This is a genomic window from Pseudoalteromonas sp. Of7M-16 (genome assembly GCF_022347805.1).
GTDB classification, from domain to species: domain Bacteria; phylum Pseudomonadota; class Gammaproteobacteria; order Enterobacterales; family Alteromonadaceae; genus Pseudoalteromonas; species Pseudoalteromonas luteoviolacea_F.
Genome location: NZ_JAKRFY010000008.1, coordinates 1 through 13,063, shown reverse-complemented (window position 1 = coordinate 13,063; position 13,063 = coordinate 1). Strand labels below are relative to the sequence as shown.

Annotated in this window: 14 protein-coding genes and 1 tRNA gene; 8 read left to right on the top strand and 7 right to left on the bottom strand. The window is 42.5% G+C overall.

All coding sequences use genetic code 11. The features are described 5' to 3' along the window. Nucleotides 1-44 precede the first annotated feature (44 nt). From tpiA to MHN81_RS09735, 4 genes are all read left to right on the top strand, one after another. A complete protein-coding gene (gene tpiA, locus MHN81_RS09750) occupies nt 45-788 on the top strand; it encodes a triose-phosphate isomerase (RefSeq protein WP_023398702.1) in 744 nt (247 codons plus the stop codon). Nucleotides 789-792: 4 nt separating this feature from the next. Continuing rightward, entirely contained in the window at nt 793-1,134 is a 342-nt protein-coding gene (gene secG / locus MHN81_RS09745) for a preprotein translocase subunit SecG (protein WP_023398703.1), read from the top strand. A 7-nt stretch (nt 1,135-1,141) separates the two neighbouring features. Continuing rightward, nucleotides 1,142-1,227: transfer RNA gene (locus MHN81_RS09740), tRNA-Leu, on the top strand. Between the two features lie 158 nt (nt 1,228-1,385). Continuing rightward, nucleotides 1,386-2,780 (top strand): tyrosine-type recombinase/integrase, encoded by a 1,395-nt coding sequence (locus tag MHN81_RS09735; RefSeq protein ID WP_239425648.1) that lies wholly within the window; start codon nt 1,386-1,388, stop codon nt 2,778-2,780. Between the two features lie 583 nt (nt 2,781-3,363). Here the strand turns inward: MHN81_RS09735 and MHN81_RS09730 are convergent. The 7 genes from MHN81_RS09730 to MHN81_RS09700 all read right to left on the bottom strand — a co-directional run bounded on the left by MHN81_RS09730 (nt 3,364) and on the right by MHN81_RS09700 (nt 9,949). Next, complete coding sequence (locus MHN81_RS09730) at nt 3,364-3,663, bottom strand: hypothetical protein (protein WP_239425647.1); 300 nt, start codon at nt 3,661-3,663, stop codon at nt 3,364-3,366. Next, nucleotides 3,656-4,960 (bottom strand): DNA (cytosine-5-)-methyltransferase, encoded by a 1,305-nt coding sequence (gene dcm, locus MHN81_RS09725; RefSeq protein WP_239425646.1) that lies wholly within the window; start codon nt 4,958-4,960, stop codon nt 3,656-3,658. Before dcm ends, MHN81_RS09730 begins: the two co-directional genes overlap by 8 nt. Continuing rightward, nucleotides 4,957-5,145, bottom strand: a complete 189-nt coding sequence (locus MHN81_RS09720; RefSeq protein ID WP_239425645.1) for a hypothetical protein — start codon at nt 5,143-5,145, stop codon at nt 4,957-4,959. Before MHN81_RS09720 ends, dcm begins: the two co-directional genes overlap by 4 nt. Before the next feature lie 2 nt (nt 5,146-5,147). After that, nucleotides 5,148-5,354, bottom strand: a complete 207-nt coding sequence (locus tag MHN81_RS09715; RefSeq protein ID WP_239425644.1) for a helix-turn-helix domain-containing protein — start codon at nt 5,352-5,354, stop codon at nt 5,148-5,150. Between the two features lie 150 nt (nt 5,355-5,504). Then, nucleotides 5,505-7,580 (bottom strand): hypothetical protein, encoded by a 2,076-nt coding sequence (locus tag MHN81_RS09710; RefSeq protein ID WP_239425643.1) that lies wholly within the window; start codon nt 7,578-7,580, stop codon nt 5,505-5,507. Beyond that, a complete protein-coding gene (locus tag MHN81_RS09705; RefSeq protein ID WP_239425642.1) occupies nt 7,573-8,277 on the bottom strand; it encodes a hypothetical protein in 705 nt (234 codons plus the stop codon). Before MHN81_RS09705 ends, MHN81_RS09710 begins: the two co-directional genes overlap by 8 nt. Then, nucleotides 8,264-9,949, bottom strand: coding sequence for a DEAD/DEAH box helicase (locus MHN81_RS09700; RefSeq protein ID WP_239425641.1), 1,686 nt, complete (start codon nt 9,947-9,949; stop codon nt 8,264-8,266). The genes MHN81_RS09705 and MHN81_RS09700 overlap by 14 nt, the downstream gene beginning before the upstream one ends. 130 nt (nt 9,950-10,079) lie before the next feature. Between MHN81_RS09700 and MHN81_RS09695 the strand changes: the two genes are divergently transcribed. The 4 genes from MHN81_RS09695 to MHN81_RS09680 all read left to right on the top strand — a co-directional run. Beyond that, entirely contained in the window at nt 10,080-10,898 is an 819-nt protein-coding gene (locus MHN81_RS09695) for a hypothetical protein (RefSeq protein ID WP_239425640.1), read from the top strand. A gap of 11 nt (nt 10,899-10,909) precedes the next feature. Beyond that, entirely contained in the window at nt 10,910-11,134 is a 225-nt protein-coding gene (locus MHN81_RS09690; RefSeq protein ID WP_211012411.1) for a hypothetical protein, read from the top strand. Between the two features lie 14 nt (nt 11,135-11,148). Then, nucleotides 11,149-12,261 (top strand): DUF2800 domain-containing protein, encoded by a 1,113-nt coding sequence (locus tag MHN81_RS09685; protein WP_239425639.1) that lies wholly within the window; start codon nt 11,149-11,151, stop codon nt 12,259-12,261. 12 nt (nt 12,262-12,273) lie between these two features. Then, nucleotides 12,274-13,063: ssDNA-binding protein (locus MHN81_RS09680; RefSeq protein ID WP_239425638.1), on the top strand; the 790-nt coding region annotated here is incomplete at its 3' end.

The window sequence follows — 13,063 nt, the reverse complement described above, 5'->3', positions numbered from 1 at the left end:
GAGTAGGGTTAGTATCTCACCCGCTTTCTGACGCGGAGTATCGAATGTTGAAAAGAAAGCCTATGGTGGCAGGTAATTGGAAAATGAACGGTTCAGTCGAATTGGTTCAATCAATTGCAAGCACAGTTAAAAACATCAATAACCAAGATGTTGAAGTTGTTGTAATTCCACCAACTGCACTGTTGAGTAACGTGATTGCGTCAGGCGTAGTCGCTGGAGTGCAGACTGTTTCAGAGCATAGCGCAGGTGCATACACAGGTGAAGTACAAGCTTCCCTAGTAAAATCCCTTGGTGCTACTTATACCCTAGTAGGTCACTCTGAAAGAAGAAGTATTTTTGGTGAGTCTAATGAAGACGTTGCCAATAAGTTTGCACAAGCTCAGGCGGACGGTTTAATACCAATCTTGTGTGTTGGTGAAACAGAAAGCCAAAGAGAGCAGGCGCAAACTGAAGAAGTCGTTGCAGAGCAAATAATCGCTGTAATTGACAAATTAGGTATAGCATCACTGGCTAACTCTGTGATAGCATACGAGCCTGTTTGGGCTATAGGGACTGGTAAAACAGCTACCCCAGAGCAAGCTCAAGCAGTACACAAGTTTATTAGAAATTTAGTGTCAAAATATGACGCTGATGTTTCTGAAACACTGCAAATTTTATATGGTGGCAGTGTTAACGAAAGTAATAGTGAATTATTGTTCGCACAAGCAGATATCGACGGTGGTTTAATAGGTGGCGCAAGCTTAAAACCTGAATCATTTAAAGTTATCTGTGAGAGTGCAAAAGGATAAGTAAATGTACGAAATTCTTTTGGTTGTCTACTTAGTCGTTGCTTTAGCGTTAGTTGGAATGATTTTGATTCAACAAGGTAAAGGTGCCGACATGGGCTCTTCATTCGGAGCAGGTGCATCAGCAACCGTTTTCGGTTCGTCAGGTGCAGGCAACTTTATGACGAAAACAACGACAATACTAGCAACTGTGTTTTTCGTGCTAAGTATTGCTTTAGGTAACCTTACTGCAGGTCAAATTAAACAGACTGACCAGTGGGAAAACCTAGAAGCGCCAGCTGCGACAACAGTGCCAGCGGCAAGTGACGTACCAGCTTCTAATAAAGAAGAGTCTGACGTACCAAACTAAAGTATTTGCGAATGTGGTGGAATTGGTAGACACGCCATCTTGAGGGGGTGGTGAGCTATGCTCGTGGGGGTTCAAGTCCCCCCATTCGCACCAAATAAAACGTCGATACATCAAGGCGTTACGAGAAACTCCGGTGATTTGCGAAAGTCATCGGAGTTTTTTTATGTGCATCGAAATGCATAAAATGGTAGACAAATTGGTAGTTATATTATACTTAGAAATATATGAAGGTGGTGAAAGGATGAAAGCCAATGCCGAAAATAGTTCTAAGTACAGAAGAAATAACCAGTCTAGAAATCCCGAAAGGCAAGCGATACACAACCGCTACTTTTAATGGCTACACAGGGTTGCAGTTATATCTCAGGTGGGCTGACAATTCAGTTAAGTTAGAATCATTAGATAATTTAGGGCGAAAGGTCAACACGGTCTACAATTGGCGCTTTAGATATCAAAAACCCAACTCAAAGCAAAGAACCACTATATCACTCGGCTATTATCCTGATATAGACATCGAAGATGTTAAAGCCGAGCACTCCAAATACCAAGCCTTATTGAAAAGTGGAACAGACCCACAAGTCCAGTTACTTGAAGAGCAATTACAAGAAAAGATCCGTCAACGGAATGTTCAATCTATGGTTGATGGGTTTACTCGCAAATCATCAGTCAATCATATGTTCATGAGGTTTAAGGAAGACTGGCCATTAACAGGTGGTAGTGAGAGAGGACTCCGCAATCACGAACTCACATATGAAAAGTATATTTTACCCGTTTGGAATGGTCGAGATATGAAAACAATATCACCGAGGGAATGGGATGAGTTTGTTTTAAATATTGCCAATGTACAAAACAAAAAAGGGGCGGCTGAAAATGTCCATAAAACAATGCGGCGCTTATTTAGTTACGCTGTAGAAAAGGACGTGATCGCTTCGAATCCTTTGTTCGGTAGAAGGGCGGTTTTACCTCATATCTCTGGTGAACCTGATGACTCGTTTTTAGAAAGTGAACAAGTTCACAAGATACTAAACGAACTCGATGATCAAGTTTGCCCTTCTTGGTTAAAGCTACTAGTTAATCTCATGCTGCGTGTAGGGGTTCGGTCTGAAGAATGGACACGAGTTAAACTAGGTTGGATTAACTTTCAGAAAATGAGAATAGAGCATCCCCCAGAGTCTATGAAGAACGGCAAAAAAGCGTGGACACATCTACCTGAAAACGTAATTAAATTGCTTCTAGACTACTTAGGAGAGCTTAAAGAGCAATATGGTGAACTAGATAAGGAAATGTATTTGTTTCATGATAAAGACCCTTTAGAGCAGCTTGAGCGCGATTACTTTTCTAGAAACTTTAAATGTTTAAACGGCTGGCTTGTATTCACCCCCAAAATTTTCAGGAAAACTATATCGACACATTTGCAGGAGCGGGGGGCACCTGCTGAGGTTTTACGGGCGATTCGTAACCAAACACTATCCAAAGGTGTTGGTAAACACTACGAGTTCAGTGATTTGTTTCAGCTTAAAAAGACCTGGGTCGAACGGTGGCAATGTATTTTAGAGGAAGTTAAAGCGGACCCGGCAGCGTTGATAAGTGATAAAGAAAGTCTTTTGAATGATGAATTAGCGTCAAAAGTGTCTGATATTTTCGGGTAGTAAATATAATGTTTGTGTGCTTTGTGCACAGGTGGATTTTTTATGATACGATAGTTAACAGTTTGGCAAACTTGTCAGGCTGTTGATGTTTCTTGGAATGGAAATCTTGTCTTGGTAGGAGTAATTATATGATAGAAAACTTTTAACCTTAAAGAGGAAATAACATGAGTAACCGTCGAGATGACGACAAAAAGAAAGAAAAAACTAACGAACCAAAGCCATCGGCAAATGGCTCTAATGGTTCGAAATGTATTTCTGTAATTATTACTGCTCTACAAATAACGGTATACATTACAGATATTTTAGCTAACGTAAATATAGTATAAGGAGTTAACATCCGTGAAGCGGTTCGGACTGGTATTCTGAATCGCTTCTTTAATGTAAATTAAAATACTATATTTAAATTTACTAAATGCAATCGTACAATTAATCGGATGTCCGACTGGTCTGACCAGTAAGGTGGTCTAGACCCATTTTACAGTTTTAACTAAATAGAACAGTGGTTTATGCTTGTTATAATATTGAGTTATAAGCATATGCCAAACCCAAAAAAAACCTACTATACCCCCTATATACCTCCCCATCAGTCATGACGGGGCGCATTCATCACGTCATTCAAGCCTTTCTGCACGGCCTCTTGCACTACTATTGATAGGGCGCGTATTAGTTGTGGTGGTAGTGCTTCAAGGCTAATAGCTGGTTCAACATGGACACCTAGATAAATATCAATATCCCGCTTTCGCCATTTTCTAACCGCACGTTTTGCTGTTGGAATAGGTTTCGGGAAATCAGGTTCATTCTTCAACTTTAAGTTAATCCCACTAACACTACAGTCGAGTCTTTCAGCCAGTTCAATCACCGTGTAAAAGTCTTGTTCAGCCATTATAATGTGACTCCTCATCAATTCTTTTACCGACCCAATTCATCACGACTATAGGCATAGAGTTACCAATAGCTTTGTATCTATGTCCATCTGGACAGTCCGCTAATTCTTTTCCATCAAACGGAACTTTAGTGTGATCATCAGGCATGCCTTGCAGCCTTTCCCCCTCAATGGGCATAAGTCTTCTTACTCCATCAGTTTCTAGTAATACATTTTCGAGCCCTTTGTTTGTGCAAACAGTGTGCGCTATACCGACTGAAACGCAAGGGTCTTGAGAGCCGTGTACAACAAGGCCTGATGGTCCTTTGCAATCACGGGCAAGCAAGGTAGAGCTTAACTTTCCACTTCCATATTCACCATATGAAAGCTGATCGTAAGGTGTTAGGCAAGGTACTAGCCCGGCGCCTCGTTGCGCGAAGAGTTCTTGATCACTCATTCCAATCCCACCAGTGTTTGATGATTGTGTCAAAGTCGGGTGAGGTGAGTTTAGATTGTCCCAATGAGAACCAGTTGGTACAAATAGGGTTGCTCCGCTATCAATGTGCTGGTTCTCTAAACCTCTTTTTTCTGCGTACGCTGCGCAGATTGTATTTGTTGTTCTAGCAGGCCAAGAGCCCCAAGAAGAAGAGTTCTCCCTAACAACTTCGGTAGTATCTTTCCTCTGCGTTGAGCTCGATTTAGGATGCCCCGGCACGCTTTCGGACTCAAAAAATATCGGTCGTCTATTGGTCCAGTCTCCAAAATCTGCGACAACGTACACTCTTCGCCTACGTTGCGGGACTCCGAAATATTGGGCATCGAGCACACTCCACTCGACCAGTCCGCTTTTACCGAAACAAAAACCGGCTTCGCTCCATTTTTGGGGCTGATCGAGCTTTGAGCCGCATAGACTTTGAAGAACTTCGAGAAAGTCTGCTCCTTCATTTGAGCTGAGGCATCCTGGGACGTTTTCCCACAACACTTTTTTAAGTTTGCAGTGCTTTTTACACCAGGAGATAATTCTGATTGCTGTTCTAAACAAGCCACTTCTTTCACCATTTAAGCCTTCTCTTTTACCTGCTACTGATAAGTCCTGACATGGACTACCGAATACTAGTAGATCTATCTCTCCCAGTTGTTTAATTTGCTGCTCTGTTATTGTTGTCACGTCGCCAAAATTAGGGACTTTCGGCCAGTGATGCGCTAGTACAGCCGAGGGGAATTTATCAAACTCGGCAAATGCAACAGGAACCCACCCTAATGGTTCAAAAGCGAGTGATGCAGCTTCTACACCGCTAAATAAGCTAATGTATTTCATTTAGTCACTCCATCAACCGCTAACAGTGAATAACCGTCGAGCTTCAATAGTGCTTCAGTTTGTGTAACCAGTGCGTCAATTTGCGTTTTCGTTAGTGTCACCCCACCATCTGAGTTTCTTTTTTGATTTACAAACAAGTTGTGAAATGCGGCTAACGTTGAGGCACGCTCTTGTTTCTTACTCATAACTAACCACCTATTTTCATGTTCGTACGAAGGCAGCCGCGATTTATTCCGAGTTGTCGGGCTGCTGCAGACTGATTACCACGTGTTAAAACGAGTGTTTCATTGATAGTGATTTGCTTTATGGACCTTGTTAAATCACCAGACCCGTTATGTTCTTGAACATAAGCACGTAGTGCTTTTTTTAGTGCTACTTCTGAGTTCGTTTGCATGGCTTTTTATCCTTAATAAGTTTTCGTAATTTTTGAAATATGGTCATTGTTTCCGGTGTATCGCTAACGCACTCTGGTGGGTCTGGGTCGTTTGTATCCCACGACTTACCACACTTGTGACAAGATGTTGTATCACCGTAGATTCTGGGGTCATGCTGCACAGCGTGTTTCCCCTTGAATTAGTGCATCAACTAGTTTTCTGGCTTCGTTGATGTAGTACTCGTAATCAACATCTGAGCGATTAAAATCGTTGATACCGTTGCACTCACGCATTTTGTAACCGACCATCAAGCCGATCCGTCGTTTGGGTGCTTTTCGGTCCGGATTGATGACAGGTGAATACATGCCGCTAGGTGGCTTATGCCCTGGTTTAACAACCTTGTAATCACCAGTGTTGATGTGTTGGTAATGGTCGCCTGTTTTCCAGTGCTCGATTTGTGTTGCGGTAGGGGGCATTATCTTAGTCAAAGCGCCGCCGGTCTTACTCACATAGCAACGGCTTGTTGATTGAATGATGCGAGTTCGATCACATACGTGGTCATCACCCCAGTAAACAGGGTCAATGATTTCCAGTTTTGATGACCGAGGGACTTTGGTCGTAATGATGAAATCAAAATCATCAGCGTGATTTGTAATAAATTCACGAATGTTTACGTTATCAATAAGTGCTGCTTGCGCTGCTTTTTGAATAACCAGTGACGAGTGGTCTTTATGCCAAGGCACTTCACGTGTACCGGGGTTTTCCGCTGCACGTTCCCATGCATAAGCGCCAATACGCTTAACTTTCCCTTTCAGTGTTTCGGCCATGTATGAGTTCACATCACGAATATACATAGCTTTATAATCAACATGCTCAAGCTCTAATCTTGTTACGTTCTCCCAGTGTTTACACATGTTTTCATAGTTGGTGCGGTATTCTTTAGGACAAAGGAACGTCATACCGTCAGTGTTGATCTGCACCATCGATAGACCGGGTATTTTCATCAACCATTCGGCTAACATACACAGCAACAATTGCCCGTTGATAGTTATACTCATCGTGTACTTAGGGTCATAGAAAACACTGTGTTCGTTGTTACTGTTACCGTACACGCCATTCAACGCTAGCTTTAACATCGCGTTTTCTACGGTTCCTTTTTTGAATGTCTTACGCTGGTTGTAGACTCCCAGATAAACATCACAGAACGTTTCAGATAAGTGAGCAGGGAATAGATTGTTTGCTATTGCGAGATTCGGGTAATAACTCGCAACGTCGACATCAATTAAGTCATGTGTATCAGTGCTTCTAACTATTGTCTTGTGCAATGAGCCATGTATCCCACCTGCACCAAAATCAAAATCAAATCCGTCTATGGTTGCCGTTAGATTTGAGAAAAAGCCTTTAATTTGTTTTGGGTTTATTACTGCTTGTTCGAAATACTGCTTGATGCGATTAAACTCAGGCTGTTCAAATTGAACATAGGGGAAAATTACATCCCTAAGTCTGATTTCATTACGTGGTGTTTGTAACTTCACGCCTTGAAACTTTGTCGGTACGCCTTGCGATTCTAATTCTCTTATAAATACTTCTGAGCCGATTTTAGTATCAGAGAAATTTAACCAATCTTTGTTGGGGTACTTGTCCGCTAAATCTTGCCTAAATGCGATAGCGTCTAATGATTCAAAGTAGAACTGTTCTGTCTCATCGACATCATGGTCATTGTATGAAAGTAGTTCGTTAGCCTGTTCTCGTGTAATCGGTTTTGTTGGGTCAAATGGTAAGTCTCGAACGTCTTTCGCCCTCATGTTGATTTCAAGAACTTTGAGGCTCGTATATTTTGCTGCATTATCGAAATGATGGATTTTCAACAGGTCTATTTGTTTAACAAACCTGTCTTTCATCCAGATTGTATGACCAAACCCACTACGGTCACTAATGATTGCTTGTGATTTAGCGTATAGATCAGCGTTAGTGATCACACCACCTGTTTGCATGATCAAGTGCAGCAAAACATAGTCATAAGGTGTGTTGTTAAACCCGACCATATATGCGTCAGCGTTAGCCAGTGACTGAAGGAATAACGCTAATCGTTGTCCGTCATCACACCACTCACTAATTACAAAACGATAACGCGTCCCAGTTGCTGAATGTTTAATACTGCAACTGAAGAAGTTTGGATAACACTCGTTATCGTAAATGTAATCGAGAGGTCTAGGGTGTGGGACCGGTGCGAATAACTTACGCATGGCGTTCGACCTCTCGATTTTTAATTTCTACTTGTAGCGCTGTTGATAGTAAGTCGATGTGAGTGTCATCTAACTTTGGTAGCAAATCATGCATCAACCATTCTGTGTAGTTACCTAAATGGTTGAGATTTGTAAGGTCTACGTGTCTTGTAGAGTTGACCCAATTGTCAATTACACTATTACGATATGACCCGTCTTCGTGAAATTTATTAGTTTCATCAAACATGATTTTAGGTTGTTTATTTGCCCATTGTTTGAGCGTCATTCGTTGTGGAACTGAGCCCATGAAAACAACACTAGTAATGTCAAAGCCGGGGATTTTCGCCAAGATGTCAGCCGTCATCGTTACGAGAACAGTAAATTCATCTGGCTCATTTACCGATATAGTTTTGTATTGGCTGGTTAACCCTGGGATGCATAGACTTATCAAGTCTGTTTCATGAACCGCGCGATGTTTGAAATCATAACCAGCGAGGCAGCAACCGACCCTTGCTTGCTCTTGCTCTAATAAGTACGTGATCCCCAATTTGTGTAGGTTCTTTATTTGTATGGGGAGCGTTATGACATTTACGTGTTCACTTTTTAAATTGAGTGTCATGTCAATGACCGCGCTTTCACCACCGTTGAACCAATCTGATTCAACGAACACAGTGTGTCCTTTGATTAAAGTGTCGATGTTTAGCTTACATTTCCGCATGATTCTTAATCCTTTCAGTTAGCTGTATACTTTCGCGCTCACTCAGTGTTTGCGCGGTGAATATGTTTACGCCGAACACACGTTTAAACTCTGATTGTGTGAGAGTGACGTCCCATTGTTTTTTGTTCGCTGTAGTGACACACCACTCTTGAATCTCGCGCCTTAATTGCGCTTGGGCGTGTTGTCGTTTTGCGTGGTTGTTGATTGATGAATGGCGCACTATTGACGGTGCGTTTTGCATACGTTGTGCAAATACGTGCATAGGTGTATCGACCTTTGCGCGTTCTGCTAATACTTGATCGATAAAACCGGTATCGAGTTCGATTAAAGTACCTGCTTTCGCTTGAAAATCTTTTTCTCTGTTTAGGCGTTCTTCATTAGTTTCTACGTGCTGACACTCTGGGCATACGACGGTAGATTTGTTGGTAGGTATGAAATAAGCTGAGCACTCAACACATACAACACCTTCAGGGCGCGAACCGTCATCACTGGACGCACGACGGCTTTTGCGTTCAAGCGTCCACACTGGATCTTCATGAGGATGACCCAATTTGTATTCAGCCATCATGTCAGGCACGTTATTAACGTGATCGATCAGGATGCCGTGTGGCTTGCCGTCAATCACACGTAATGCTCGGCCGAATTGCTGCTTGAATAGACTGTATGATTTGGTTTTACGTAACATGATACACGCGACAACTGCGGGTACGTCGAAACCTTCACCGAACAAGTCACAATTAACTAGGTTAGTTATACGTCCAGCTTTAAAGTCTTTGATACATCTTGCGCGCTCTGCTGCGGGGGTTTTGCTTGATAGCGCTACGCTGTTTACACCATGTCGATTGAACTCATCAGCTACATGCTGACTGTGTTCTATGTTTACGCAAAACGTTATAGCTTGTTGCCCTGGACAGATACGTAAATAGTGCTCTACTGCATCCCCTGTAATGTCTGAGTTATCTGATTCTTTTGCTAATTGTTTCTGGTTGTAGTCCCCGGAGCTGGTGACTTTGACGTTAGAAACATCAAGACGAGTAGGGGGAACATAGATTTTATAAGTACTCAGGTAGCCGCGTTGTATCAACTCGCCCATGTTTGAACCGACTATTAGTTCATCAAACACACCGTCAAAGTCACGACCTAAACCTTTTCCGTCGGAGCGAATAGGTGTAGCAGTTACACCGACACCTTTAGCGTTAATAAATTGGGATACACAACGGCCCCATTTGTTTTCAGCTAGTACGTGATGAGTTTCATCCATGAACCAGTTAGTAACGCTTTTGGCAAGGTGCTCAGTTTGACCCTTCTTCATGCGAGCGATAAACGTATCTACACTGGCAACGATAATGTTTGCAGTCTCTGAAAAGTAGCTATCACCGTGGTTTTGCTGATTTTCAGTTGTTATGTCACTGACTGTTTTTTTAGCTGCATAAATCGAGTGATGTAGTTGCATCACGCAAAGCGCATCACTTATCTGACCAAGCAATACATCACGGTGTGCAAACACGATTGAAACCCCGAAATTTTGACGAGCAATACGAGTTAACTCAGCTATCACGAAAGTTTTACCAGCCCCCGTAGGTAGTACGACACAGACGTTTTTTAATCCGTTCATATGCGCATTGATTGCTTGGTTAACTGTTGATGTCTGATGTTCTCGTAATTGAATCATTGTCCTTTTGCTCATTTTTGTGTTGCAATATGCATAACTTAAATGATGCAAAAAAATATTTCAAATTATTTTTTTCTGTGTTAGCTTAATTTTCGTCAACAGACATTTGATTAACTCAAAAGGAAATATAATGGGTATTTTAGAAAACATTGAAAGTAAGTTAGACCGCGTAATCGAGTTGCTTGAAGGTGACGATCTCGTCACTGAGACCACACTACCCAATATCATGAAAGATGCCGCCACTGCTGATCCAGTTGGTTTTTCTCAAGCAGTTGAACAAGCAAAAACTTCACCTAGCGTTGAGCTAGATAAAAACGGCATTCCTTGGGATGAGCGTATTCATGCTAGTACCAAAACTCAAACAGACAAAGGTGTTTGGAAGAAGAAAAGAGGTGTGAATGATAAGTTGTTCAATGAAGTTGTTGCAGAACTTAAACAGAACAAAAATTCTGATAAACAGGTTCAGTCTGCATCTGAAAATGTAGCAAAATTCCCCCCTGTTGGTGACGCTCCTACAGCCCCAGATGTACCGAATGTACCTAGTGTACCGCCAGTCCCAGGTGCACCAGTCGCAAATGATAATTTTAAAAAACTAGCTATCAAGGCTGTAAATGAGATTGCGGAAAAGCACGGCGTTGAATATTCAATGCTGGATGAAGTTTTCGCGCAGTTTAACACTAAAGATTTCACTTTAATGAAGCCTGAACATTACGAAAGGTTCCATGCGATTGTTGATGAATATGCGTGTGACCTGAACGACACCAGCGATCTAGTTAAATCAATCGTTGAAATTGCGGGTCAGGAAACATTTGATAAATACATCGCTGAAAACTTCAACGTACGTGAATACAGCCAAGTCCCTCGTACTCAATTACGAGTATTGATTGATGCTCTTACACCTTGGAACCAGCAACTAGTTGACTGGAAAGCAGCACAAGCAGCTAGCTAACGGGGGTCATCATGGAAAATCAACATAAGAAAATTAAAGGGTATCGAGAGTTAACTCAAAGTGAAATTAACGCGATGAATGAGATCAAGGAACTGGCTGAAAAAGTTGGTGAACTGGTTGATGAGTTACAGGGCGTTGATGGGGTCGATCAAAGGTGGGTGGCTACAGGAAAAACTGATTTACAAAAAGGTTTTATGTGCCTTACACGCAGTGTAGCCCAACCAGATAGCTTTTAATTACGGGGGTCATCATGGAACATGCAAAGCTCGGTGCTAGTAACTCTAAAATTTGGATGAATTGTCATGCGTATGGACGAATGACTGAAGGTTTAAACGGTGGTACAAACCCTGCCGCTGAACTTGGCACAGCCGCGCATGAGCTCGGCGAGTTTTGCTTACGCTTTGGTTTAAACACTTACGATTGTTTAGGTATGAGTTTTAACGATCACACCGTTGATCAAGTAATGGCTGACGCTGTACAAATTTACGTGGGTCATATTCGCGAATTGTGCGCGAAATACAACGTTTCCCCAATGCTTGAGCAACGCGTGTGTATCGTTTCTATTGGATCGGGTGTGTTTGGTACATCTGATTGTATTGTAATTGTTGGTGACTGGGTTTTTGTCATTGATTACAAGAATGGTTATGAAGTTGTTGAGGTTGAAGGTAATTCACAGGCTGCGTTCTACGCTGTTGCTGTGTTAGATACATTCAACCTTTGGCAAACCGTCAAATACGTATCAAGCACAATCATTCAACCTCGTGCTAATCATAAAAATGGTCCCATTCGCACATGCGTTCAGACAATTGAGCAAATGCGCGATTGGCACGCTCGCATTTCATATGCAATCAATGCAAACCACAACCCGAATAGCCTAGCGACGGCTGGTGAGCACTGTAAATATTGCCCTGCACGGGGTTTCTGCCGTGCACGCATGAAGCGCACTATTGATTTATCAACGTTCGATAAGCCAGTAAACAAACTAACGGCTCAAGAAGTATCCCATGTTTATCAAGAAGTTGCAGCAATGAAGAAAAACCTTGAGGCGCTTCAACTTCACGCTGTAGACGTCGCACGAGCTGGTGGAAAAATTGAAGGTTGTAAGCTGGTTAAAGCAATCACTAAATCTAAATGTGAGGATCAAGACTCATTCATTGCCGAGGCTGTGCAAACAGGTGTAGCCAAAGCTGACTTACTAGAACCAAAGCTCAAATCAATGACCGCTTTAAAGAAAATCGTATCAGAATCAATCGTTAAAAAACATTTCATTAAACCACCTGCTAGCACGACGCTTGCACCGCTCAGTGATAAGCGTGCAGCACAAAGTACTAGTGCTGTAGGTGTGTTCGATAGTATTAAATAAGGACTTTAAAAAATGGCTTCAAGAGTTATTCATTCAACAGTTTTTCGTGTTAGTTATCCGCATTTAGATAAACCACATGCACAAAACCCAACAGATACACCTAAATATGACGTATCGATGATGATACCGAAAACAGGTGTGTGCCCAATCAACAATCAACCTACGTCGTTCGACAATGTTGTTCAGGCATTGAACGAAGTGACGATGGAAGAATGGCAACTCCCGTATGATCAAGCAATAGCACCCGGTATGGGTATTCAATTCCCACCGTCATTTAAGGATGGCGATACCATGTTTGAAAAAGACCAAAACGGTAATCCTATACCAGGTCAAGTGCGCAAAGGTTCGGCGGGGATGTTTATTTTATCTGTTAAAAACGTTGATCCTGTTGGATGTGTCTCGGCTGATGGTCAAACAGAGATTCACGGCTCTGCTGTGTACGCTGGTTCATGGGCACGCGCTGAGCTAGAAGTCTCTGCGTACACTGGTGCGAATGGTCGAGTGGTTTCGGTCAAACTTCTAAACGTCCAACTTTGCTACAACGATGAAAAATTAGGTGGCGCACCAGTACGACAATCTGCGTCACAAGCGTTTGCCGCTCATGCTGTGACAGATACAAATATTCAAGCTGGACAAGTTCAACAACAGTTCGCACCTACGTCAACTCCTGTACCGGGTGCTGCTCCTGTACCGGGTGCTGCCGCTGTACCGGGTGCTGCTCCTGTACCGGGTGCTGCTCCTGTACCGGGTGCTGCCGCTGTTCCGGGTGCTGCTCCTGTACCGGGTGCTGCTCCTGTACCGG